Source organism: Novosphingobium kaempferiae (assembly GCF_021227995.1).
Classification (GTDB): domain Bacteria; phylum Pseudomonadota; class Alphaproteobacteria; order Sphingomonadales; family Sphingomonadaceae; genus Novosphingobium; species Novosphingobium kaempferiae.
Genome location: NZ_CP089301.1, coordinates 5323990 through 5347838 on the forward strand (window position 1 = coordinate 5323990; position 23849 = coordinate 5347838).

Genomic DNA, 23849 nt, shown 5'->3' on the forward strand with positions numbered 1-23849 from the left:
TCTCAATGTCCCTTCGGCGCCCTGATCCGCAGGGGGCCATATGTCTCTTCCTGCGCCAGTTCGGCCTTGCCGGTACGCGCCAGTTCCAGCGCCGCGACGAAGCTGGAAGCCAGCGCGGAACGGCGCAGTTGCGGGTTCGCCCAGCTGTCGTGCGCGGGCGGCAGGAAGTCCTTGAGGTCCACCCAGTCGATCGCCACACCCAGCATCGAGGCGACCCGCTGGATCGCCGTGTCGAGCGTCATCACCATCCGCTCGCGCACCATGTGGACCACCGGCTGCGAGCGGATTTTCACGTCGCCATAAGCTCTTACGAGGTCGAACCACTCGCACTGCCAGAGCGACTTGCGGTCGACCCGCAGCCCCTCCGGCGCGCCGCGCACGAACACGTCGCGGCCCAGCCGGTCGCGCCCCATCAGCCGCGCCGCCGCCTCGCGCATGGCCCCCAGCCGCTGGAGCCGGAACTGCAGGCGCAGCGCCATTTCCTCGGGGCCGGGCTCCTCCTGCTCGTCCCGCGGCAGCAGCAGCGCGGACTTGAGGTAGGCGAGCCACGCCGCCATCACCAGATAGTCCGCCGCCAGTTCCAGCCGCAGCGCCTCGGCCTCCTCGATATAGGTGAGGTAGGCGTCCACCAGTTCGAGGATGGAGATGCGCAGAAGGTCCACCTTCTGCCGCCGCGCGAGGTCGAGCAGCAGGTCGAGCGGCCCTTCCCAGCCCTCGATCTCAAGGTACAGCTTGTCGGTCTGGACGCCGCTGCGGTCCTCTGCGTCCCAGTTGTCGAAGAGGCCGGGGGCCGTGGCCACCTCAAGCGCTCCGCAGCGCCAGCAGCGCGTCGCGGCGGGCGAGCAGCGTGGCGTGCTCGGCGGCGGCAGGCTCTCCGGTGGCGGCCAGCGCACGGTCGAGGCGGGCGGCGGTTTCGGCGCCCATCACCGGCAGGGCCTTCGCGATGCCGACCATGTCGTCCATCTTCGCCCAGCAGTTGAGCGCGATGTCGCAACCCGCCGCGATGGCCCGTGCCGCCCGCTCCGGCACGGTGCCCGAGAGCGCCTGCATGTCGAGGTCGTCGGTCAGCAGCAAGCCGGTGAAGCCGATCGCTTTGCGGATCACCTCGCCCACCACGACGGGCGAAAGGGTGCCCGGATTCTCTGCGTCCCAAGCGGTGTAGAGCACATGCGCCGTCATGCCGATGGGGGCGGAGGCGAGCGCGCGGAAGGGCGCGATGTCGGTCGCCAGTTCCTGTGCGGAGGCGGTGACGGTCGGCAGTTCCTTGTGGCTGTCCGCCATCGCGCGGCCATGACCGGGAATGTGCTTGATGCAGCCCGCGACGCCTGCGCGCGCGAACCCGTCGAGGATGGCGCGGCCCAGCGCTGCCACGCGCATCGGCTCGGCGCCCAGCGCGCGATCGCCGATGACGTCGTGCGCGCCCGGCTGGCGGACGTCGAGCGAGGGGTGGCAATCGACGCTGACGCCCACTTCGGCAAGGTCCATGCCCAGGGCCTGCGCGTTCAGCCGCGCCGCTTCGATGGCGCTGGCGGGGGCGAGGTCGTAAAGCCGGTCGAACGCTTCGCCGGTCGGATAGGCGCTCCACGTTGGCGGTTTCATGCGGGCGACGCGGCCGCCTTCCTGGTCGATGCAGACGAACAGGCGGTCGCGCCCGTGGATCGCGCGCAGCTCGTCGGTGAGCGCGCGGACCTGCGCGCGGCTCTCCACGTTGCGGCCGAACAGGATGTAGCCCGCCGGATCGGCATCGCGGAAGAACGCGCGCTCGTCGTCGGTGAGGGTCAGGCCGGAGAGGCCGAAGATTGCCGGAACCATGCCTTGTTGGCTCGCAGAAACGGGCGATTTTCGCAAGCTGGCGCCCCCATCAGGGTGTGGATGGCGCGCTGCGACGAAACCTGCCATGACCACCGGCATGACGCGCAGTTTCGGCCCTCCCCCCTCCGCCGCCGAGTTCGACCGGCTCGCCCGCGCCGCCTTCGCGCGCATCCCCGAACCCTTCGCGCAGCACCTAGACGGGATCACCGTCCACATCGAGGAATTCGCCGACGAGGAGACGCTGGCGGACATGGGGATCGAGGATGCCTGGGAACTGACCGGGCTCTACCACGGGCGTTCGATGGACATGGAATCATCGTGGGTTTCCGGTGAATTTCCGCCGCGCATCACGCTCTATCGCCAGCCGCTGCTGGCCGAGTGGTGCGAAACGGAAGTCGCTCTGGAAGACCTCGTGACCCATGTCGTGATCCACGAGGTCGGCCACCACTTCGGCCTGTCGGACGATGCGATGCACGCGCTGGAGGATCAGGCGCGCTGATCCTGCGCGCGCCCCGGCGCGAAAATCGTCCTTGGTTCGTCACGTTCTGTTGCGATAGAGCCGGGCCATGACTTCCCCCCGTCTCCGCGCGCTGCCGCTTCTCGCCCTTGCCTTCACTGCCGCCTGCGCCGCGCCTCAGGCCAGCCGCCCCGGCACGCCGACTGCCGCCGCGCCGGTCGAAGTGGGGATCATCGCGATCAACGACTTCCACGGCGCGCTGGAGCCGCCCAAGGCAGCGGTGGAGGCCCCCGGCGCTGACGGCAAAACCATCCCCGTTCCCGCAGGCGGCGGCGCATGGCTCGCCTCGGCAGTGGACTCGATCAGGGCGAAGCATCAGAACAACGTCGTCGTCGCGGCGGGCGACCTGACCAGCGCCTCGCAGCTCGCCTCCTCGCTCCACCTCGACGAGCCCGCGGTCGGCGTGATGAACCGCATCGGGCTGGAGTTCAACGCGGTCGGCAACCACGAATTCGACCGCGGCTGGAAGGAACTGCAGCGCCTCCAGAACGGCGGGTGCGAGAAGAACACGCGGCTGGAGCCGTGCCAGCTGGAGCAGTTCAAGGGCGCCAGCTACAAGTACCTGTCGGCAGGCACCTTCAAGGCGGACGGCACCACGCTGTTCCCGGCAACCGGCCTCAAGACCTTCGGCGAAGGCGCGCGCCAGGTGACGGTGGGCTTCGTCGGGCTTTCGCTCAAGACCGTGCCCACGCTCGTCTCGCCCGACCAGCTCAAGGGCCTGACCTTCGGCGACGAGGCCGACGCGATCAACCGCGCCATCCCCAAGCTGAAGGCGGAGGGCGCGGACGCGGTCGTCGTCCTGATCCACCAGGGCGGCAAGACCACCGTTTCCAACCCCAATTCGTGCGAGGGTTTTGCGGGTGACATCCAGCCGATCCTCGACCGGCTGAACCCCGGCGTCGACCTTGTCGTCTCGGGCCACACGCACTGGCAGTATGTGTGCCAGTACGGCCAGTCGGGCGACGGCACGCCGATCCTGCTGACCAGCGCGGGCGTCTACGGCAAGCTCGTCACCGACATCACGCTCAGCATCGACCCGACGACGCACAAGGTCGTGGCCAAGAAGGCGCAGAACGTCATCGTCCAGTCGCCCGGCTACACCAGCGGCCGGGGCGACGTTCCGAACACGCCGCTCTATCCGCAGTTCCAGCCCCGCGCCGACGTGGCAGAGTACATCGCGGGCTATGTGAAGGATGCGGCGGGCCTCATCGCCCGGCCGGTCGGCAAGCTGTCCGGCCCCGCTGCCAAGGCATCGAGCGAGAGCGGATCGGGCGGCCCGCTCGGCAACCTGATCGCCGATTCGCAGCTGGCGGGCGCGAAGGCGGCGGGATCGCAGATCGCCTTCACCAACCCCTTCGGCATCCGCGCGCCCATAGATCCGGCAGCGGACGGCACCGTCACGTTCGGACAGGTCTACGCGACGCAGCCGTTCAACAACGAACTCGTCACCATGACCCTGACCGGCGCGCAAGTCCGCGCGGTGATCGAGGACGGCCTCGACGACACCGGCGACAAGCAGGCGCTGGCGCCCTCGGCGGGCCTGAAGTTCAGCTACGACATGCGCCGCCCCTCTGGCAGCCGGGTGGTTTCGCTGACGCTGAACGGCAAGCCACTCGACCCGACCGCGAAGTACCGCGTCACCGTGGTCAACTTCCTGGCGGAAGGCGGCGACGGCTTCGCGACCTTCAAGCAGGGCACCGACGTGGTGCGCGGCATGGTCGACAACGAGGCGTTCCAGGACTGGCTCGCCGCCGTGCCGGTGCGCGAGGTTCCGCAGGAAGAGCGGGCGGTGCGGCTGGATAAGTAAGGGTATCGTCGTCCCAGACTTGCTCCGGGACGACGTGAGCGTCACAAAACCTCCGCCACCCCCTGCAAACTCGCGCGCAGCTTGTCGATCGCCTGCGCCTTCAGCTGGTGGACGCGCGGGATCGACACCTGCAGCACTTCGGCGATCTCCGCGAGATTCAGTTCCTCGACGAAGTAGAGCTGCACGATCATCTTGAGCCGATCCGGCAGGTCGGTGATCGCCTCGATCACGGCACCGCGCAACTGCGCATCGGCCAGCATGGCGAAGCTGTCGGGCGTCTCCGTCGCGAAGGTCATCGACTGGTCGGAATAGACCTCGTCGATGGGCTCGAAGCGCAGCGGCTGGGCGGCGTCGCGCATGCTGACGAGTTCGCCCTCCCCCATGCCCATCGCCCGCGCCAGTTCGTCAGGCCGGGGATCGCGGCCCAGATAGCCGCGCAGCTGCGTTTCCTTGTCGGCCAGCATCCGGCGGCGCTCCGACGTACCACGCGATCCCGGCACGGTGCGCCGCACGAGGTCCACCATCGCGCCGCGCACGCGCATCTTGGCATAGGCCGCGAAGCCGTCCTCGGTCGGCAGGTCGTGCTTCTGCGCGCATTCGGTAAGAGCAACGAGGCCGACCTGCACCAGATCCTCCAGTTCGATGCCCGGGCGCCCGGTGCCGTGGACGTGCCAGGCCTGCCGCTTGACCATCGGCAGGAAGCGACGGACGCGATCCGCCACGTCGCCCCGGTATGCGCTCCGGGCGGCGGAAAAGGCCATCTGGTCGATATTCATGCGGCCATACTTTCTTCATCGGGCGCGGGAAGCCCCGGCGGTGTGGCTGGCGGAGCGGCGGCGCCGATCACGTCGATCACTTCGATCGGCTGCGTCGCGGGCAGTTCGGAGATCGAGAGGACGAGGCACCCCGGCGCGCGCAGGCGCAGCAGGGCGGCCAGCGCGCGGCGCGCCCGTGGCTGCACGACCAGTGCCAGCGGGGTCGCGTGGGGACCGCGCATCTCGCCAAGCGCCAGGATACGCTCACCGATCATGCGGGCGAGGTCGGGCTCGATCACGGGCTGGCCGGTCGCGGGATCGACCATGCCCTGCACGATCGCGCCCTCCAGACCGGCGTCGAGCGTCACCACCGGCAGGCGCTCGGTGGGCGAGCAGATGCGCCCGACGATCAGCGCGCCGAGGTCCGCGCGGACCAGTTCGACGAGGCGGTCGTGCTCCACCGTCTGCTGCACCGCGCGCGAAAGGCTGGCGAAGATCGGCACCAGATGCGCGATGGAGATATAATCCTCCAGCAGCGCGCGGAGCAGGCGGGTGACGGCGGCCAGCGACAGCGGCTGGGGATGGACCGTCTCGACAAGGCCCGCCGAGTGCTCCTTCAGCGCATCGATCAGCGTGCGCACCTGATCGGGGCCGAGCAGATCCTGCGGCCGCGCCGACAGCAGCTGGTTGAGGTGCGTTGCGATGACCGTGCCGGGATCGACCGTAAGGAAGCCGTCCGCCGTCGCCTGATCGCGCGCGGCGGGGTCGATCCACAACGCCGGGCAGCCGAAGCTCGGGTCGAAGCAGGGCTCGCCGCGCAGGGCGTGGCCGGGGCGCGCCTCTCCTGCGTCGATGGCGAGCACCTTGTCCGCCCGCACCGCCGCGCCGCCAAGGTTCACGCCGCCCAATACGATGCGGTATTCGTGCGGCGGCATGTCGAGCGCGTCACGCACGCGAAACTGCGGGACGATGAAGCCGAAGCTCTGGCTCAGCTGCTTGCGCACCCCGGTTACGCGGCTGACGAGCGGGGCTCCGCGCCGCTCGTCGACCAGCTGGACGAGACCGTAGCCCAGTTCGATGGTGACGAGGGTGTGGTCGGAGACGTCCTCCAGCGCGATCTTCGAAGGGTCCGGCGCAGCAACGGGTTCTTCCTCCACCACCGGCGCGATGAGGGCTCGATCGGCGCGTTTCTTGAGGCTGTGCCACAGCCAGAATGCCATGGCGGCGGCGGGCAGGAAGATCGACTGCGGCATCGCCGGGATGACACCGATCGCGCACAGAACGACACCTACGGGTAGCCAAGTGCCCGGAGAGGCGAACTGACCGCCGATCTGCCCGGCCAGACCGCGACTGTCGGACACCCGGGTGACGATGATGGCGGCAGCGATGGAGAGCAGCAGCGCCGGCACCTGCGCCACCAGCGCATCGCCGATGGCGAGCGTGATGTAGGTCTGCGCCGCCTCGCTCGCGGACAGGCCGTGGCTCAGCATGCCGAGGCAGAACCCGGCGATGACGTTGACGCCCAGGATCAGCATCGCGGCGATGGCGTCGCCCTTCACGAACTTGGAGGAGCCATCCATAGAGCCGTAGAAGTCCGCCTCGGTCGCCACTTCGCGGCGGCGGGCCTTGGCTTCGTCCGCCGTCATCAGCCCGGCGGCGAGGTCGGCGTCGATCGCCATCTGCTTGCCGGGCAGCGCGTCGAGCGTGAAGCGGGCGGAGACTTCGGACACGCGGCCCGCGCCCTTGGTGACGACCACCAGGTTGATGATCATCAGGATCAGGAACACGAAGATGCCGACCGCGAAGTTGCCGCCGATGAGGAAGGCGCCGAAGCTCTCGATCACCTTGCCCGCCGCCGCCTCGCCCTCGTGCCCATGGACCAGCACGACGCGGGTGGAGGCGACGTTCAGCGCCAGCCGCAGCAGCGTCGCGAACAGCAGGACCGAGGGGAAGGCGGAGAAGTCGAGCGGCTTTTCCGCGTTCATCGCCGCCATCAGCACCGCCACAGACAGCGCGATGTTGAGCACGAACGACACGTCCAGCACGATCGCGGGAACCGGCACGATCATGAGGCAGATGAGGACGAGGATTCCCGCCGGAAGCGCCATCGCCCCCGGATTGCCGATACGGGAAAGCAGGTTCACAGGCCGAGGCTCGCGAGCTTGGCGTAAGCGGCGCGCACATGTTCGGGCGCGGATGAGCCGCCTGTCCCGAAGGCGCTGGCGAGGGTTTCGGACATCGAACGGGCCGGAGCGGATTGCGCCGCGCCCTGCGGCTGCCCGGCGTGGAACTCCCTCGCGAGTGGGCCAGCAGGCATGTCCAGCCCGGCGGTCTGGTAGGCAATCTGGGGATTGGACCAGTCGACCGTCGTCGACGGCGTGTAACCGCCCTCCATCGCGCCCTGCACCTTGTCGCGGATCAGCGCCATGACCCCGCCGACCGAGCGCGGCGCACCACCTGCGAAGAAGATCGAGCGGTTGGCCGCAGCCGCCTTGGGCATCAGGGAAACGGCGCTCTGGGTGGAATCCGCCGCCAGCGCCTCGAGGAACTTGCCTGCACCGGCCGAGCCGAGGAAATGCGCGAGATAGAGTTCGGCGGCATCAGGCTCGCGCCCCAGCCGCGCGGTAAGGTCGGCGCGGTTGTCGGACGCCAGTTCCCCGGCCATCAGCGCGGCGACCTGCGGATCGTAGCGCAGCGCCATGACCTGCGCGCGGCCGGTCGGCGTCGCGAGCGCGTCGTTGACCCAGCCCATGCCGTGCTCCGCGCCGTGGCGGCCCAGCGTCGCGGTCCAGGTTCCCGTGGTGAACTGGTAGAGCCCCGCCGCGCTGGAGGTGGCGGCACGGGCGGCGGGATCGAGGCTGGATTCGATCTTGGCCTGGGCCAGCAGGTAGTCGAAATCGACCCCGGTGGCTTCGGCGGCGCGGGCGATGGCGTCGCGCACCTGCGTGCCCGCGCCCGCAAGCATGCCTAGACTGCTGAGAACTCTTCCGTCGCTCAAAACAGAACTCCCGGCAAAGGGGTTGCCGGGAGCGGTTTCAGCAAGAGGTGTGCCAGAAGGGAGTAGCGCTTTCCTCTCGCATCGTCATTGCGAGCGCAGCGAAGCAATCCAGCGGCGGCGGGCCGACCATGGATTGCTTCGCTGCGCTCGCAATGACGATTGAAGGACGTTAGCCCCGCCCGTTCGCCATCGCCGCGTATCCCTTGGGAATGCGGTACAGCTGCGGGCTCCCCGTCAGCGCGTTCAGGCGGCGCGAGACGTTGGCGGCGATGATGTTGCGCACCTGCCGGTTCACCTCGTTCAGCCGCCGCGCGGCGTCGAGCATCGAGCGGGATTCCTCGTCCAGCTGCGCCTCGCCGAAATGCTCCAGCGCGCCGCAGAGGCGGTCCTTGTCGCGGGTGGTGCCGACGATCGCGTCGATGTCGAGACCGGCAAGCGCCTGCCGCTCCTCTTCCAGAACGGCAAGCATCTGCCGCAGGGCGTCGCGCAGGTCGGAAGAGGGCGTAAGCATCAGTGTCCGGTCCTCAGCAGCATTCCCGCTGCTATCATGGCGTCGGCGATCTTCGCGGGGACCAGCGGATAAGTCCCGGCCTCCACCGCCTGGCGGATGAGGGCGACGCGGTCGGTGTCGATCGGGGCCTTCCCGGCCGCGAGCGCCTGCGAAGTCTCGACCGACGGTGCAGCCGAGACGGTGTTGGTGGTCGGGGTCTTCACGACCGCGAGATTCGTGTCACCGCCCGTCACGCGGGCCAGCCTGCTTTCGATAGCGCCGACGCGCTGCGCAGACCCCACTTCGATTGGTGGCATGTTGCCGCTCCTTGAGATGTCCTGCCCCTCAGAACGGCAGGGGCGGCAGGACTTTTAGGGTAGCGGCAGATTTTTGCCGGAGCGGCAATTCACGGCAGGGGCACCGCGACCAGACCCGGCCGCTGGACCTGCGCCCGCATCGTCTCCCCGCGCGCATTGCCCGCGGAGACCGGGCGCACCTTGATCCAGCCGCCGACGGGGCCGGATTCCAGCGCCTCGCCGGGTTGCGAGACGGTGAAGCCCTCGCCCGAGACCGCGATGGACACCGCATCCCCGCGCGTCACCGCCATGGCACCGGCCTGCGCCGCCGCGACGGCGCGGACGGGGACAAAGAGGCGCCAGCCGCCCGCGTCTCCGCACTGTACGACGACGCTGTCATGCGCCTGCGTGCGCCACGACAGCGCGGTGCCGGTGCGGCAGGTCTGCAGGCGCAGGCGGCGGTCGAGGGGCGTCGTCGCCCCGCCGATCTCGCCCGCCGCAGCGCCGGTGAAGGCCGCGACCTGGCGGTCGATGGCGTCGAGATCGGCGAACTGCGCCGATACGGTTGCTGCCAACAGGAGCAGGCTGGCGGACATCGGGGATAGCGGCCTTTCGATTGAGGGCGGTTGCGCCCCTTATCGAGCAAGAGCCGTGCCACCCGGCACGTCGTAGGCCAGCGCCACGCGTGCGGGCCCTGCCCCCGGCTCGATCACGACGCGAGCGGAGCGCCCGGCCTCGCCCGCTTCCGCCAGCAGTCGCGCCGCCTCGCGCAGAGCGGCCTCGCGGGCGCCGGACTGCGATCCGTAGCGGGTGGTGATGGTCAGTTGCTGGCGCGGATCGACAGCCTGCTGACCGAGCCATTCGGCAAGGCGCGGGGCATCGGGAGCGGCATCGTAGACGGCCAGCGGCTCCGACCGCGGCGAGGCGCGGACCTCTGCCCTGTGTGCCGCCGGTCGGCCATGGAGCGCGGCGGCAGAGAGCATGAACAGGATCAGCGACAGATCCGCCAGCGAAGTCTGCCAGCCGAAAGCGTTGCCCTTCATCGCCCGACCCCGAAATTGTGCGGCAGGGCACCGGCGACCTGCTTCTCCAGCCAGTCGAGCACGCGCTGGCGCTCGCCTTCCTCATGCGCGGCGCGGCGGGCGATCATGCGGCCGACGGGCGCGAACAGCAGGTTGCCGAGCAGCAGGCCGTAGAGCGTGGTCAGTACCGCCATCGAGATCGCCCCGGTGAAGTCGGCCGCCGCGCCGGGATCGGCGGGCAGCCGGGTCAGCGACACCAGCGTCCCCGCCAGCCCGAACACGGGCGAGAGTTCCGCCGCCTGCTCGAAAGTGCGGATCGCGCGGCGGCTCTGCCCCAGCCGCCGCCGCTTGTGGGCGACGTGCGCCTCCTGCAACGCCTCGATCGAGCGTGATTCGATCAGGGCGTCGGTGACGTCGTCGATCTCGGCATCGCCGACGTGGTGCGGCTCGGCGCGGATGACGCCATCCTGCTGGATCTCCTGCACCTGCACGGCAAGTTCGGCCCGCGCGCGGGACGCCTTGAAGCGTGGCTGGAACAGCCGCGCCGCCGCGCCCAGCGCCGTGCGCGTGTCGCTCACCCCGCAGCGCAGGACGGTCGCCAGACAGGTGCCGCCCACGACGATCGTGACGCCGAGCGGATCGAACAGGGAATGGGAGATCATCTTGCGCAAGGATCCTTCTTTTGAGGACCAGAACGGCAGTTCCCGCGCGTTTTCAGGCGGCAACCTGCATTTGCCGGTTGGCGGCAAGGGTTTGCCGGGGGCACGCTCACCCCTTCGTCATTGCGAGCGCAGCGAAGCAATCCACGGCAGCGCGACCCGGCTCTGGATTGCTTCGCTGCGCTCGCAATGACGAGGAAAACGGCCATTCCCGAGCAACAGACTCTACTCTGGAAATGGCCATACGCTCGCCTCTGCAACCGTTTGGCACACCCCTTGCGAAGTTCCCGGCGAACCACGTTTCGGGAACCAGTACCGCATGGCGCAGGACTTATTCGGCATACACGGCAAGGCGCTTGAGCTGCGCTCGCAGCGCATGGGCCTGATCGCCTCGAACATCGCGAATGCCGGCACCCCCGGGTACAAGGCGAAGGACATCGACTTCGCCACCGCCATCCGCGCGGCCGACAAGGGCATGGATGCCGAGGCCGCAGGCAAGACCGCCGCGCTCTACCGCGTGCCGGTGATGCCCTCGCTCGACGGCAACACGGTGGAGCTGCAGAACGAGCAACTCGCCTTCTCGGAAAACGCGGTCGGCTATTCGGCCACGCTCGATTTCATTCGCGGGCGGGTCGACACCGTCAAGCGCGCGCTGCGGGGCGAGTGAGGATGGCCAATCCCCTTAACCTCTTCGGCGTAGCCCAGCGCGGCATGTCGGCGCAGCTGGTGCGCATGAACGCGGCGGCGTCCAACCTCGCCAACGCGGGCTCAGTCTCGGCCACCGAACAGGGCGCCTACAAACCGATCCGCGCCGTCTTCTCGGAAGACCTCGACCGCGCCAGCGGCCTCGCGACGGTGAAGGTCAACGGCGTGATGCGCGAACAGGCCGCCGCAGTGCGCCAGCACAACCCCGACCACCCCCTCGCCGACGAGAACGGCGACGTGTGGACCGCTCCCGTCGATGAGAACGCGGAGATGGTCGAGATGCTCGAAGCCTCGCGCCAGTACCAGAACATGGTCGAGGCGCTCTCCACCGCCAAGCAGCTGATGCTCGACACCCTGAGGATGAAATGACCGTCAACGCCATAAACTCAACGGCGGCAGCTCCGGCCGCGAAGGCCAAGAACTCGCTCGCCGACCTGGATTCGGGGGACTTCATCAAGCTGATGACGGCCCAGCTCAAGCAGCAGGATCCGACCAACCCGACCGACAACAGCGAGATGCTGGCCCAGATGGCGCAGTTCTCCTCGCTCGCGAGCACGACGAAGAGCGGCGAGACGCTCGATGCCATCGCGAAGAAGCTGGACGCGGTGGTCTCGGCCCAGAACGCCACCGCCGCCGCCATCGCCAAGCTCGCCGAAAATCAGACCAAGCCCGCCTGAACCCCATTTTCCCGGAGATAACCGATGTCCTACTACACCTCGCTGACCGGCCTGAAGAACGCGCAGACCGACCTCAACGTCATCTCGCACAACATCGCCAACGCCGAGACCAACGGCTTCAAGAAGAGCACCACGCACTTCGCCGACATCGTCTCGTCCTCGGTCGTCACCGATCCCTCACTGACCGTCGGCATCGGTTCGCGCGTGGCCGAGATCAAGCAGAACTTCACCTCGGGCGCGGTCGAGCAGACCGGCAACGCGCTTGACCTCGCGATCGGCGGCGAAGGCTTCTTCACCACCGTCTCACCGACCTCGGGCCAGACCCAGTACACCCGCAACGGCGCCTTCAGCGTCGACGGCAGCGGCTACATCAAGAACGCCGAGGGCGGCCGCCTGCAGATCTTCCCGAACACCAACGGCACCGTGAACACCGCCGTGCGTCAGGACGCGCTGGTCGCCCCGACCAACGCCGCCGGATCGACCCTCGCCAGCGTGACGATCGACCAGGAAGGCCAGCTCGTCGCCTCCTACGACGACGGCAGCAGCATCAACGTCGGCACCGTGGCGCTCGCCAACTTCACCTCGCCCACCGGCCTCAAGCAGATCGGCGATTCGAGCTGGAAGGTTAGCGGCAAGTCTGGCCCTGCCGCTTACGGTGCGCCGGGTTCGGGCGCTTTCGGCCCAATCAACTCGGGCCAGCTGGAGCGTTCGAACGTCGATATCGCCGAGGAACTCGTCGATCTGATCAGTGCGCAGCGGTACTTCCAGGCCAACGCCAAGGCCATCGATACCGCCACGCAGATCTCGCAGACCGTCATCAACCTGCGCACCTGATGACCCCGTTCCCTCGTCATTGCGAGCGTAGCGAAGCAATCCCGAGCGGCGTGCGCAGCGGTGGATTGCCACGGCGACTACGCCGCCTCGCAATGACGAAAGCGGGGACGGATGCGCGCCAGAAGGACCGCCCATGGACCGCCTGATCTACACCGCCGTCTCGGGCATGAACGCCTCGATGAACCGGGAACGCGTGATCGCCAGCAACATGGCGAACGCGCAGACCGTTGGTTTCAAAGCGGAAATCCTTCAGGCGACGCCGACCACCCTCGAAGGTCCGCAGCTGGAAGTGCGTGCGCTTTCCAGTTCGGAAGTCTCGGCGGCGTCAATGAAGGCGGGCGGTCTCAACCGCACCAACCTGCCGCTCGACATCGCGATGCAGGGCGATGCCATGCTCGCGGTGCAGGCGATGGACGGGCAGGAAAGCTACACCCGGCGCGGCGATCTCTCGATCACCGTGACCGGCGTGCTGCAGAACGGGGACGGGCTGCCGGTCATCGGGCAGTCGGGACCGATCACCGTGCCCGCCGGGTCGAAAGTGTCGATCGGGCCGGACGGCGGGGTGCTGGTGAGCGACCCCGACACGCCGGATGCGGCGCCGCAGGTGCTCGACAAGGTCAAGCTCGTCAGCACTGCGGGGACGAAGATCGCCAAGGATATCGCGGGCCAGTTCCGCGTGCCCAATGGCGGAATCCTGCCGGTCGACGAGAACGCTCAGGTAATTCCCGGAGCCCTTGAGCAGTCCAACGTCAACCCTTCCGAGGTACTGACCGAGATGATCGCGGCGCAGCGGCTTTTCGACATGCGCACCAAGCTGGTGAAGACCGCAGGCGATCTCGACGAGGCGGGAAGCCGCCTGATGCGCCTCGACTGAACTGCCCCGACTGAGCTGCACTGAACTGCACCTAAGCGACACCGACCACCACCCAGAGGATCTTGACCATGCCCAGTTCCGCCCTTCAGGTCGCCCGCACCGGACTCGAGGCGCAGGACACGCGGATGCGCGTGATCGCCAACAACCTCGCCAACGTCTCGACCACCGCGTTCAAGCGCGACCGCGCCAATTTCGAGACGCTGGCCTATCAGGACACGCGCGTCGCCGGTGCCCAGTCCTCGACCGAGACCGCCTATGCCACCGGGCTCAACCTCGGCACCGGCGTCGCCGTCCAGTCGACCACGCGGATGGAGACGCAGGGCTCGTTGCAGACCACCGGCAACGCCTTCGACCTCGCGCTCGACGGGGACGGCTATTTCCAGATCCAGATGCCGGGGGGCCAGCTCGGCTATACCCGCGCGGGCAACTTCAGCCGCACGGCGGAAGGCCAGCTGGTGACGTCGCAGGGCTACCCCGTGCAGCCCGGCATCACCGTGCCCGAGGGGGCGACCTCGATCACCGTCTCGGACGACGGCACCGTCTCGGCGCAGCTGGCCGGGCAGTCGGAGCCGACGCAGCTGGGGCAGATCACCATCGCCAGCTTCACCAACCCGGTGGCGCTGCAGGCCGCCAGCGACAACTTCATGCTGGAGACGGCGGGCAGCGGCCCGGCGCAGATCGGCATCGCGGGCGAGCAGGGGCGCGGCCATGTCCGGCAGGGCATGCTCGAAGCCTCCAACGTCAACGTCGTCGAGGAACTCGTCGACATGATCGAGACGCAGCGCGCCTACGAGATCAATTCCAAGATGATCTCCGCCGTGGACGAGATGCTGCGCAACGCCAACCAGACGCTGTGATGAGCAGGGAACGCCAGTTCCTCCCTGGGACGGGGAGGGGGACCACCGGAACGGTGGTGGAGGGGCACGCGCAGGGTCGCGTGTCCTCGCTGCGCACGCCCGAGACGGCGCTGTCCTTAGAGGGCACGCGATCCGCCGCGTGCCCCTCCACCATGCTTCGCATGGTCCCCCTCCCCCGTCGGGGGAGGATCCTTGCGTCCGTCGCCTTGCTGGCGCTTTCGCCCGCCCCCGTGCTCGCGAAGAAGCCGCCCAAGCCCTCCGGCTTCGAGCCCACCCTGCCCGTCGCCGCGCCTGTGCCGGTGGTGGCGACCGGGTCCATCTTCGCCGCGTCGACCGGTTACGGCGCGCTCTATCAGGGCACCCGCGCCGCGCGCGTAGGCGATCCGCTGACGATCCTGCTGGTGGAGAGCACCAGCGCCTCCAAGGCGGTCAGTTCCAAGAGCGGCAAGTCGGGCTCGCTCTCCGTCCAGCCGCCGACAAGCGGCCTCGTCTCGAAGCTGCTCAAGGCGGATTCGCTGAAGGCCGGGTCGAACTCCTCGTTCAACGGGCAGGGCAATGCGGCGCAGACCTCCTCGCTCGACACCACGCTGTCGGTGACGATCGCCGAAGTGCGCGCCAACGGCACCGCGCTGGTCCGGGGCGAGAAGCGCATGCTCATCAGCCAGGGCGACGAATGGGTGCGCTTCTCCGGCATCGTGCGGCTGGCCGACATCGACGCCGAGAACCAGATCGCCTCCGACCGCGTGGCCGATGCCCGCATCGAGTATTCGGGCAAGGGCGCCTTGCAGCAGGCCAGCAAGCAGGGCTGGCTGGGCCGCTTCTTCAACAAGATCTCGCCGTTCTGATGGTGGCCGACGTGACTTTTGCTCTCTCCGTCTCCTCCTCCACTTCGTCATTGCGAGGCCCGCAGGGCCGCGGCAATCCAGCGCGCCGTGGCTCTGCGCCGGATTGCTTCGCTTCGCTCGCAATGACGAAGTGGGAGTGCGGTATCCCGGCGCTGCTGCGGCTGCTTTGCAGCCTTCCCCCTGTCCCGTCATTCCCGCGCAGGCGGGAACCCATCTCGTGCGCTTGCCCGTTGCGCAAGGGGATGGGACAGGAGATGGGTTCCCGCCTGCGCGGGAATGACGCGGTTTGGGGATTGCTCGCCTTCTTCGCGCTGCTCCTCACCGCGTTTACCCCACTTCCCGCCCATGCCGAGCGGGTGCGCGATCTCGGCCAGTTTCAGGGCGTGCGCACCAATCAGCTGACCGGTTACGGCGTCGTAGTCGGCCTGCCGGGCACCGGGGACGACAACCTCGAATACGTGACGCAGGCGATGAAGGGCGTTTCGGGCCGCATGGGGCTGACCCTGCCGCCGGGGATCGCGCCGGGGCTCAAGAACGCCGCCGCCGTGGTCATCACCGCCGATCTTCCCGCTTTCGCCAAGCCGGGCCAGCGCATCGACGTCACCGTCTCCACCATCGGCAAGGCCAAGTCCCTGCGCGGCGGGGCGCTGATCCTGACGCCGCTCTACGGCGCGGATGGGCAGATCTACGCGATGGCGCAGGGCAACCTTGCGGTCGGCGGGCTCGACGCATCGGGCCGCGACGGCTCGAAAGTCACCGTCAACATCCCGACCGTGGGCCGCATCGCCGAGGGCGCCAGCGTGGAGCGCGCCGTCGCCACCGGCTTCGACGCGGGCGACACGCTGCGCTGGAACCTGTTCAGCGCCGATTTCCTGACCGCCGCGCGGGTGCGCGACGCGATCAACCGCAAGGTTCCGGGCATCGCCTCGGTCGAGGACGGCGTGACCCTTGCGTTGCGCCTGCCGGGCGATGCCGACAGCCGTGCCAGCATGATGGCCGCGATCGAGATGATCGACGTGGACCCGGCCGAGACCGCCGCGCGCGTCATCGTCAACAGCCGCACCGGCACCGTCGTCATCAATTCGGCCGTGCGCCTGTCTCCCGCCGCGATCAGCCACGGCAAGCTGACCGTGCGCGTGGACGAGAACCCGATGGTCGTCCAGCCCGCCCCCTTCAGCCGGGGCCGCACCGAGACAGAGCAGCACTCCAACGTCTCGGTCGAGGAGGAACAGCGCTCGGTCGCGTACTTCCGGGGCGGCGCCTCGCTGTCGAAAGTGGTGGACGCGCTGAACATGCTGGGCGTCACCCCGTCCGACCTCGTCGCGATCCTGGAGGCGCTCAAGCAGGCGGGCGCGCTCAAGGCGGAGATGGTGGTGATATGAGCACGATCCTGCCTTCCAGCGCCGCCATGACCGTCAAGGCGGAGCAGACCGACCGCGAAAAGCTGCACACCGTCGCCAAGCAGTTCGAGGCGGTGTTCCTGCGCGAAATGCTCGGCGCCGCGCGCAAGACCAGCTTCGGCGAAGAGGGCGGCGCGGGCGACATCTCGGGCGGGCAGGCGATGGATACCTTCCGCCAGTTGCAGGACGAGCATTTCACCGACGCCACCGCCGAAACAGGCACCATCGGCCTTGCGAAGATGCTGGAGGCGCAGATGGCGCGGTTCGTGTCGGATGGGTCGACGGCCCCGCAGGAAACGACGGAGCCCAAGGCCGACAAGTGAGGCGCCCCCTCCTTTCGTCATTGCGAGCGCAGCGAAGCAATCCACGGTCGGCTCACGACGCTGGATTGCTTCGCTGCGCTCGCAATGACGAAAAGGGGGAACGAGGTTCGGATACAGCGCCGAAAGCATGCGCCAGAACTCTGCCCCCTCCTCCCGTCGCCCCTGCAAAGGCAGGGGGCAAAGACAAAGCAAAGGCCCCGAACGGGGCCTTTCTTGCGTCTGCAATCCGCACGGCGCAGAACCGGCACGCAAACGCGCCGATCCCGCACCGCACCGCCTACGCGCCGAAACCGCCGTCAATCGTCTGCAGCGAACCGGTGATCATCGCGCCATGCGGGCCCGCCAGGTAAGCTGCCAGTTCGGCGACCTCCGAGGCAGCAACATGGCGCGGGATCGCCATGAAGCCATGCATCGTCGCCGCCATCGGGCCGTCCGCCGGGTTCATGTCGCTATCCGTGGGCCCCGGCTGGATGCTGTTCACCGCAATCCCCCGACCCCCGAAATCGCGCGCCAGGCCACGAACCATCCCCTGCATCGCCGACTTCGTCAAAGCATACGCCGCTCCCCCCGCAAACGGCATACGATCCCCATTCGTCGAACCGATAACGATCAGGCGGCCGTTGTCGTTCATCTGGCGCGCGGCTTCGACCGAGGCGTGGTAGGGCGCACGCACGTTGATGTCGATCATGCGGTCGATCGCGTCGGGATCCAGCGTGAGGGGATCGCCGAGCACCAGCGTACCGGCGTTGACGACGAGCACGTCGAGCGCGCCGCGTTCCGCGACCGCTGCGATCAGGGCGTCGCGGTCTGCGCTGTCGGCGCGCACGGCGGTGGCGCCGGTCTCCGCCGAGAGTGCTGCCGCCGCATCGTGCGAACCGGCGTAAGTGAAGGTCACCGAGGCGCCGCCTGCGGCGAAGCGCCGGACGATGGCGGCGCCGATGCCGCGGCTGCCGCCGAGGATCATGACATTCTTTCCTGCAAGATCATCCATGAGAGGTCTCCATTTTCGTTCGAGGTGCGGTCCGGTCGTCGGTCCGCCTTCCGGAGATGAAAATGACCGCTGGACATCGTTCGGACTAGCGGGCGAAACTTGGGACTGGCCGACGGAAAAACCGAACGATGATGAAGCTGGACGGGATTGCGGCATTCGTGGCGACGGCGGACGCGGGCTCGATCAGCGAGGCGTCGCGGCGGCTCGGCCTGGCCAAGTCGGTCGTGGGCGAGCGGCTTGCGGAACTGGAGCGCGGGCTCGGCACGACGCTGATCCAGCGTTCGACGCGGCGGCTTTCGCTGACGAACAGTGGGCAGACCCTGCTGCCGCGGGCGCAGCGCATCCTGCGCGAAGTCGCGGAGGCTGCGGCGGAGCTGGCGGCGCGGACGGGCAGGCTGGCGGGGCCGCTGCGGCTCTCTGCGCCGGTGAGCTTCGGGGTGTTGCACCTTGGCCCGGCGCTGGCGCGGTTCCTTGTCGACCACCCGGAGATCGAGGTTTCGCTGGAACTGGACGACAGCTTCGTCGATGCGGCGGCGGGCGGGTTCGACGCGGTGCTGCGGCACGGCGCGGTGGGCGACAACCGGCTGATCGCGCGCCGCCTTGCCACGAGCCGCCGGCTGCTGGTGGCGTCGCGCGCCTATCTCGACCGCTGTGGCTGCCCCGCGACCCCGACGGAGCTGGAGCGGCACAAGGGCGTGCTCTATGCCAATCGCGAGGGGGACTGGCGCTTCGCCGCGCCGGAGGGGTGGAGCGTGATCCGGCCGCGCGCATGCCTGCGGGTCAACAACGGGCTGGTCATGCGCGATGCCGCCGTGGCCGGGCTCGGCATCGCGCTGCTGCCGACGTTCTTCGTGCATGAGGCGCTGCGGGCAGGCACGCTCGTCGAGATCGACATCGGGGTGGAGGCGGAAGGGGCTGAGCTGTTCCTTGCCTATCCACGCGACCATGGCGCCTCGGCCAAGATTCATGCACTGGCGGACAGCCTGCGCCGCAGCTTCGGCGATCCGCCCTACTGGGACAAGGCGGCGGACTGAGTTTCGGGCAGCGGCTCCCCGGCCCCTTCGGGCGCGGCGCTTTCCCAGCGGTCGATCACGGCGGTGGCGATGCCGTTGCCCAGCACGTTGGTGGCGGTGCGTCCCATGTCCATGAACTGATCGACCGCGAGCATGAAGGCGACCCCCTCCACCGGCAGGTCGAACTGGCCGAGCGTGGCGGCGACCACGACGAGGCTGGCGCGCGGCACGGCGGCGACGCCCTTGCTCGTCACCATGAGCACCAGCAGCATCGTCACCTGCGTCGCCAGCGGCACGTCGATGCCGTAGGCCTGCGCTATAAACAGCACCGTGAAGGTGGCCGACATCATCGAGCCGTCAAGGTTGAAGCTGTAGCCCAGCGGCAGCACGAAGCCATAAGTGCGGCGGGGCACGCCGAAGCGGTCGAGCTGCTCCATCATGCGCGGCAGCGCCGCTTCGGAGGAGGCGGTGGAGAACGCGATCAGCAGCGGCACCCGGAGATGGCGCAGCAGCCGCGCGATGTCGCGCCCGATGAAGGCCGCGCCCGCCGCCAGCAGCACGAACCACAGCAGCCCGAGCGAGAGATAGTATTCCGCCAGCAGCCGCGCGAAAGTGCCGAGCACGCCCGCACCGTGAGTGGCGAGCGTGGCAGCCAGCCCGGCGAAGACCGCGACCGGGGCGGCCAGCATCACGAAGCCGGTCACCCGCAGCATGATCGCCGCCAGTGCCTCGACCAGATCGACGGCGGGCCGCGCCGCCTCGCCGATCGAGGCGATCGCCACGCCCACGAAGATCGAGAACACCACGATCTGCAGCACCGCGTTGCGCGCCATCGCGTCCACCATCGAGGTGGGGAAGGCGTGGAGCACGAAGGTGCCGAGGTCGAGCCCCGATGTCTCCACCACGCCCGGCGCGCCGGTCCGCACGAGGCCGAGCCCCTCGCCGGGCTGGAACAGGTTCACCATCACCAGCCCGATCGAGAGCGAGATGAGGCTGGCGGTCAGGAACCACGCCATCGCGCGCAGGCCGATGCGGCCGACCGCGCCCTGGCTTCCGGCGTGGACCACGCCCTGCACCAGCGTCGCGAGGACGAGCGGGGCGATCACCATCTTGACGAGGTGGATGAACACGTCGGCGGGCAGGTGCAGCAGCCTGGCAGTCGTCTCCAGCCGGTGCGGATCGTCGGCCAACCCGGCGTGCAGCGAAAGGCCGCAGATCACGCCGAGCACGATGGCGACGACGACGTTGCGCGTCATCTTGCGGGTCATGGCAATCTCCTGTGGGGGGCAGCGGGCGCGCTACATCGCGGGCAGCGTGCGCCCCTGCTGGTCGCGCGAGACGGCGGTCGCGATGGCGATATCGCCGACCACGTTGACCATGGTACGGAACATGTCGAGCAGCCGGTCCACGCCGACCACCAGCCCGATCCCCTCGGGCGGCAGGCCGGTGAGGGCGAGCACGGCGGCGACGGTTGGCAGCGATCCGGCGGGCACGCCGATGGTGCCCATCCCCGCCAGCGCGGCGACCGCCAGGACCATGCCCTGCTTGCCGAGCGAGAGGTCCATGCCGAAGAACTGGGCGATGAACAGAACGGTGACGGCGGTGTAGATCGCGGTGCCGCCCTGGTTGGCGATGGTGCCGACGCCGAGGACGAGGCGCGCGGCGCGGGGGGGCAGGTGCAGGTCGAGTTCGGCGGCCTTGAGCGCGCTGGGCAGGGTGGCGTTGGAGGAGGAGGTGCAGAAGGCGATGACTGCCGGTTCCTGCACCCCGCGCAGGAAGACCGTGGGCGTCACCCCGCCGCGCATCCACACCACCGCGAAGAAGGTCAGCGCCACCTGCAGCAACAGCGCCGCCACCACCACGCCGACATAGGCGCTGAGGTAGAGCAGCAGGTGCCAGCCGAAGACCAGCGTCAGGTCGAACATGAAGCAGGCGACGGCGATGGGGGCGAGATGGGCGACGTAGCCGAGGACGCGCAGGCCCGCGTCGAACACGCGCTCGCTGTTGGCCAGCACCTGCCCGCTGCGGCGGGTGCGCAGGAACGTCAGGGCGACGCCGGTCAGCACCGAGGCGAGGATCACGATGAGGATCGGGCGCTCGACGGCAGCATAGGAGAACGCTGCGTCCAGCCAGCCCTGCGGCGCCTGCGGGTGGCTGGCGGCAAGGATCTGCTGGCCGATCTCGGTGGGCACGACGTCTCCGGGGCGGAACAGGTTCGCCATGGCGAGCCCGATCACCGCCGCCGCGAGCGAGGCGGCGAGCATGTGCGCGAGGGTGGAGAACAGCAGCCGCCGCATCCCCGCCATGCTGCGCAGCCGCGCGATGCCGCTGACGATGGCGGAGACCAGCAGCGGCACGATCAGCAGGAACATGCCGAACAGGAAGGCCTGCTCCACCGGCTTCACCACCCAGCGCATCAGCAGCGCGGTGGCGGGGGAGGTGCTGGCGAACAGGCCCGCCAGCGTCCCGCCGCCCATGCCCAGCACGAAGCCGAGGAGGAGGCGGACCTGCAGGTGCGGGCGGAACCGCCCCTGCGGGCGCATGTCCGTCAGACGGGACGGGGAGGGCGGGGGAGAAGGAGGCACGGTCTCGATCATCGCACCGATCGAGCGGATTGAATTGGAAGCATTTGCGGTCCTGTTGCGGCGCCGGAAGGCGCGCAGTCCATGATGTCGGGTCTGACGCAGGTAGCCTGTCAGCAAGCTGTCACGAGCTTGATTTCATGCGCGTCGGCGATGCGGGCGGGCGCGTGCCCGTCGAGATGGTCGGGCACGTCGTCGGCCTGCGGCGGGGCGGCAAAATCGATCGCAGCAAGCACGCCGCGCCCGCCTGCCCCGGCATCGAGGCGCACCTGCGCGCCCATGCGTTCGGCCAGCGCGCGCACGATCGACAGGCCGAGGCCGCTGCCGGGGGGAGAGGCTTCGGCGCGGGCGCGGTAGAAGCGTTCGAACACGCGCTCGCGGTCTTCGGCAGCGATGCCGGGGCCGTCGTCCTCCACCTCGATCCGCGCGATCCCGTCGCGCCGCAGCACGCGCACCGTCACCGCGCCGCCGGGGCGGTTGTAGCGCACGGCGTTGTCGAACAGGTTGCCGATCATCTCCGCCGCCAGCACCGGATGGCCGAGCGCGGGAACGGGATCGTCGTCCTCGGCCTCGAACCCGATGTCCATCGCATCGAGCCCGGGCTGGACCACCCGCGCGGCGACGAGGTCTGAGGCGACGGCGGCGAGATCGAAGCTGGCGTCGGCGGCGATGCCCTGCTCCTCGGTGCGGGCGAGCGCGATCAGTTGCAGCAGCAGCCGTTCGAGCGAGGCGACCGCGTTGCCGATGTCGTCCAGCGCCGCGCTGCCGCGCGGGGAGGCCGGGCCGTAGCGCTCCAGCACGTCGAGATGGACGCGCACGATGGCGAGCGGCGTGCGCATCTGGTGCGAGGCATTGGCGGTGAACTGGCGCAGCGAATCCACCGCGCGCTCGGTGCGGGCGAGCAGGGCGTTGAACGAATCGGAGAGCAGCCGCGCCTCGCGCGGGGCGTCCTCCTCCAGCGCGAGGCGGAAGTGCGGCGGCGGCTCGCGGCGGGCAGTCTCGATCTGGCCGGTGAGCGAGGCGAAGGGCCTGAGGCCCCAGGTGATCGCCCAGTAGAACAGCAGCACCGCCGTCATCGCGATCAGCACGCCGGCGCCCAGCACGCGCAGGAAATAGGTCTGCTGGAAGGCGTCGCGATCGTCCACGAAGTCCGCCACCTGGATGACCACGGGGCGGCCGTTGCGGTGGAGGCGGCGGATCTCGGTGGCGATGCGCACCGGCTTGCCGCCGAGGGTGCCGTCGCGAAGGTAGGCGGGCTGGATCACCCCTTCGGCATCGCGGGGATCTACATAGCCGCCGGTCAGCCGCGTGTTGCGGTACGTGCGCGGAAAGCTGGCGGCGGGCAGGCGCAGGGCGGTCTCGCCGGTGCGGGGGTCGTACTGAGGCGGCGGCACGAGGCCGCGCTCCCCGGCAAGCAGGCGGCCGGCGTCCCAGATGCTGTAGTGGGTGACGGGGGCCGAGCGCCGCTGGAGCAGGTGGACCGCGAGCGGCAGCAGTTCGTCGCGCACCGCGTCCCCGGCGTCGGCCGCGCGGCTCAGCAGGCGCACCGAGCCGACGAGGATACGGTCGGACGTGTTCGCGCCGGAACTCTGGATCATCCAGCAGGTGATGCCGCCGAAGGTCACGGCGAGGGCGAGCAGCGGCACCATCACCGCCGCCGTCAGCCGGGATCGCAGCGACGCCATCAGCCCGGCGACCTCATGCTTCGAGCATGTAGCCGAGGCCCCGGATGGTGCGGATGGTCGGCCCGTCGGGCATGAGCTTGCGGCGCAGGCGGCCGACGTAGACCTCCAGCGCATTGGGGGCGACGGCGTCGGCGAAGTTGAACACCTCGGAATTGAGGCGCTGCTTGGTCACGACCTTGCCAGGGCGGCCCATCAACGTCTCCAGGACCGCCATCTCGCGGCGGCGCAGGTCGAGGACGCAGCGGCGCAGTTCCACCACGCGGGTCGACCGGTCGAGGCTGAGGTCGCCCACGCGCAGCACCGGGTCCGCAGTGCCCTGGCTGCGACGGATCAGCGCGCGCAGGCGCGATTCCAGTTCGCGTGGGTGGAACGGCTTCGAAAGATAGTCGTCCGCGCCTCGATCGAGCCCGGCGATGCGGTCGCTCACCGCGTCGCGCGCAGTGAGGATCAGCACCGGCGTGGCATCCCCCGCACGGCGCAGCGTCTGGAGCACCTCGAGCCCGTCGATGTCGGGCAGCCCGAGGTCGAGGATGACGGCATTGTAGCTTTCGGCGGCGACGACATCGAGCGCCTCCTCGCCGGTGCCGACGACGTCGACGGCGAAGCCGCCCGCGCTCATCGAGGCTTCCATGCCGCGCGCCAGGCGCTCGTCGTCTTCAACGATCAGTATCCGCAACAACTCACTCCCTCACACGAGTTGCGGCACC

28 protein-coding genes are annotated in these 23849 nt (G+C 69.0%); 13 read left to right on the plus strand and 15 right to left on the minus strand.

Features of this window, described 5'->3' with window-relative positions:
- Positions 1-2: 2 nt before the first annotated feature.
- On the minus strand, positions 3-800 hold the full coding sequence (locus LO787_RS24200; RefSeq protein WP_232493506.1) for a segregation and condensation protein A: 798 nt from the start codon (positions 798-800) through the stop codon (positions 3-5).
- A gap of 1 nt (position 801) precedes the next feature.
- Positions 802-1812 (minus strand): beta-N-acetylhexosaminidase, encoded by a 1011-nt coding sequence (gene nagZ / locus LO787_RS24205; RefSeq protein WP_232493507.1) that lies wholly within the window; start codon positions 1810-1812, stop codon positions 802-804.
- Between the two features lie 97 nt (positions 1813-1909).
- Between nagZ and LO787_RS24210 the strand changes: the two genes are divergently transcribed.
- Positions 1910-2311, plus strand: coding sequence for a metallopeptidase family protein (locus tag LO787_RS24210; protein WP_232493508.1), 402 nt, complete (start codon positions 1910-1912; stop codon positions 2309-2311).
- Between the two features lie 67 nt (positions 2312-2378).
- Complete coding sequence (locus LO787_RS24215; protein WP_232493509.1) at positions 2379-4136, plus strand: bifunctional metallophosphatase/5'-nucleotidase; 1758 nt, start codon at positions 2379-2381, stop codon at positions 4134-4136.
- Between the two features lie 41 nt (positions 4137-4177).
- Here the strand turns inward: LO787_RS24215 and LO787_RS24220 are convergent, their stop codons facing one another.
- From LO787_RS24220 to LO787_RS24255, 8 genes are all read right to left on the minus strand, one after another.
- Positions 4178-4912 (minus strand): sigma-70 family RNA polymerase sigma factor, encoded by a 735-nt coding sequence (locus LO787_RS24220; protein WP_232493510.1) that lies wholly within the window; start codon positions 4910-4912, stop codon positions 4178-4180.
- Positions 4909-7035, minus strand: a complete 2127-nt coding sequence (locus LO787_RS24225; RefSeq protein WP_232493511.1) for a flagellar biosynthesis protein FlhA — start codon at positions 7033-7035, stop codon at positions 4909-4911. Before LO787_RS24225 ends, LO787_RS24220 begins: the two co-directional genes overlap by 4 nt.
- Entirely contained in the window at positions 7032-7889 is an 858-nt protein-coding gene (locus LO787_RS24230; protein WP_232493512.1) for a lytic transglycosylase domain-containing protein, read from the minus strand. Before LO787_RS24230 ends, LO787_RS24225 begins: the two co-directional genes overlap by 4 nt.
- A gap of 169 nt (positions 7890-8058) precedes the next feature.
- A complete protein-coding gene (locus LO787_RS24235; RefSeq protein ID WP_232493513.1) occupies positions 8059-8400 on the minus strand; it encodes a flagellar protein FlgN in 342 nt (113 codons plus the stop codon).
- Entirely contained in the window at positions 8400-8696 is a 297-nt protein-coding gene (gene flgM / locus LO787_RS24240; protein WP_232493514.1) for a flagellar biosynthesis anti-sigma factor FlgM, read from the minus strand. The genes LO787_RS24235 and flgM overlap by 1 nt, the downstream gene beginning before the upstream one ends.
- 89 nt (positions 8697-8785) lie before the next feature.
- Positions 8786-9271 carry a flagella basal body P-ring formation protein FlgA gene (locus LO787_RS24245; protein WP_232493515.1) on the minus strand — a complete coding sequence of 162 codons (486 nt, stop codon included), beginning with the start codon at positions 9269-9271 and terminating at the stop codon, positions 8786-8788.
- Between the two features lie 39 nt (positions 9272-9310).
- Positions 9311-9718, minus strand: a complete 408-nt coding sequence (locus tag LO787_RS24250; RefSeq protein WP_232493516.1) for a hypothetical protein — start codon at positions 9716-9718, stop codon at positions 9311-9313.
- Positions 9715-10359 (minus strand): MotA/TolQ/ExbB proton channel family protein, encoded by a 645-nt coding sequence (locus LO787_RS24255; RefSeq protein WP_232493517.1) that lies wholly within the window; start codon positions 10357-10359, stop codon positions 9715-9717. Before LO787_RS24255 ends, LO787_RS24250 begins: the two co-directional genes overlap by 4 nt.
- A 1-nt stretch (position 10360) precedes the next feature.
- On the opposite strand from LO787_RS24255, the gene LO787_RS24260 reads away from it, so the two are divergent.
- The 10 genes from LO787_RS24260 (at position 10361) to LO787_RS24305 (ending at position 16871) form a co-directional block, all read left to right on the plus strand.
- Positions 10361-10549, plus strand: a complete 189-nt coding sequence (locus LO787_RS24260; RefSeq protein ID WP_232493518.1) for a hypothetical protein — start codon at positions 10361-10363, stop codon at positions 10547-10549.
- Between the two features lie 126 nt (positions 10550-10675).
- Positions 10676-11023: a flagellar basal body rod protein FlgB gene (gene flgB / locus LO787_RS24265; RefSeq protein WP_232493519.1), complete on the plus strand. Its 348-nt coding sequence runs from the start codon at positions 10676-10678 to the stop codon at positions 11021-11023.
- Between the two features lie 2 nt (positions 11024-11025).
- The gene (gene flgC, locus LO787_RS24270; RefSeq protein WP_232493520.1) at positions 11026-11430 is read left to right on the plus strand and encodes a flagellar basal body rod protein FlgC; all 405 of its coding nucleotides are present in this window, start codon (positions 11026-11028) and stop codon (positions 11428-11430) included.
- On the plus strand, positions 11427-11738 hold the full coding sequence (locus LO787_RS24275) for a flagellar hook assembly protein FlgD (RefSeq protein ID WP_232493521.1): 312 nt from the start codon (positions 11427-11429) through the stop codon (positions 11736-11738). The genes flgC and LO787_RS24275 overlap by 4 nt, the downstream gene beginning before the upstream one ends.
- A gap of 24 nt (positions 11739-11762) precedes the next feature.
- Complete coding sequence (locus LO787_RS24280; RefSeq protein ID WP_232493522.1) at positions 11763-12572, plus strand: flagellar hook-basal body complex protein; 810 nt, start codon at positions 11763-11765, stop codon at positions 12570-12572.
- Positions 12573-12705: 133 nt separating this feature from the next.
- Positions 12706-13446 carry a flagellar basal body rod protein FlgF gene (locus tag LO787_RS24285; RefSeq protein WP_232493523.1) on the plus strand — a complete coding sequence of 247 codons (741 nt, stop codon included), beginning with the start codon at positions 12706-12708 and terminating at the stop codon, positions 13444-13446.
- A gap of 68 nt (positions 13447-13514) precedes the next feature.
- A complete protein-coding gene (gene flgG / locus LO787_RS24290) occupies positions 13515-14303 on the plus strand; it encodes a flagellar basal-body rod protein FlgG (protein ID WP_232493524.1) in 789 nt (262 codons plus the stop codon).
- Positions 14303-15148 carry a flagellar basal body L-ring protein FlgH gene (locus tag LO787_RS24295; protein WP_338045401.1) on the plus strand — a complete coding sequence of 282 codons (846 nt, stop codon included), beginning with the start codon at positions 14303-14305 and terminating at the stop codon, positions 15146-15148. The genes flgG and LO787_RS24295 overlap by 1 nt, the downstream gene beginning before the upstream one ends.
- A 254-nt stretch (positions 15149-15402) precedes the next feature.
- Complete coding sequence (locus LO787_RS24300; RefSeq protein ID WP_232493525.1) at positions 15403-16530, plus strand: flagellar basal body P-ring protein FlgI; 1128 nt, start codon at positions 15403-15405, stop codon at positions 16528-16530.
- Complete coding sequence (locus LO787_RS24305; protein ID WP_232493526.1) at positions 16527-16871, plus strand: rod-binding protein; 345 nt, start codon at positions 16527-16529, stop codon at positions 16869-16871. Before LO787_RS24300 ends, LO787_RS24305 begins: the two co-directional genes overlap by 4 nt.
- A gap of 277 nt (positions 16872-17148) precedes the next feature.
- Here LO787_RS24305 and bdcA read toward each other — a convergent pair whose 3' ends face one another.
- Positions 17149-17862 (minus strand): SDR family oxidoreductase, encoded by a 714-nt coding sequence (gene bdcA, locus LO787_RS24310; RefSeq protein WP_232493527.1) that lies wholly within the window; start codon positions 17860-17862, stop codon positions 17149-17151.
- 128 nt (positions 17863-17990) lie between these two features.
- Between bdcA and LO787_RS24315 the strand changes: the two genes are divergently transcribed.
- Positions 17991-18896: a LysR family transcriptional regulator gene (locus tag LO787_RS24315; protein ID WP_232493528.1), complete on the plus strand. Its 906-nt coding sequence runs from the start codon at positions 17991-17993 to the stop codon at positions 18894-18896.
- On the opposite strand, the gene LO787_RS24320 is transcribed toward LO787_RS24315, so the two are convergent.
- The 4 genes from LO787_RS24320 to LO787_RS24335 all read right to left on the minus strand — a co-directional run bounded on the left by LO787_RS24320 (position 18872) and on the right by LO787_RS24335 (position 23818).
- Positions 18872-20143, minus strand: a complete 1272-nt coding sequence (locus tag LO787_RS24320; RefSeq protein WP_232493529.1) for a dicarboxylate/amino acid:cation symporter — start codon at positions 20141-20143, stop codon at positions 18872-18874. The genes LO787_RS24315 and LO787_RS24320 overlap by 25 nt on opposite strands.
- A 30-nt stretch (positions 20144-20173) precedes the next feature.
- Positions 20174-21472 (minus strand): dicarboxylate/amino acid:cation symporter, encoded by a 1299-nt coding sequence (locus LO787_RS24325; protein ID WP_232493530.1) that lies wholly within the window; start codon positions 21470-21472, stop codon positions 20174-20176.
- Between the two features lie 98 nt (positions 21473-21570).
- Positions 21571-23142 (minus strand): sensor histidine kinase, encoded by a 1572-nt coding sequence (locus LO787_RS24330; RefSeq protein ID WP_232493531.1) that lies wholly within the window; start codon positions 23140-23142, stop codon positions 21571-21573.
- Between the two features lie 13 nt (positions 23143-23155).
- On the minus strand, positions 23156-23818 hold the full coding sequence (locus tag LO787_RS24335) for a response regulator (protein ID WP_232493532.1): 663 nt from the start codon (positions 23816-23818) through the stop codon (positions 23156-23158).
- Positions 23819-23849 lie beyond the last annotated feature (31 nt).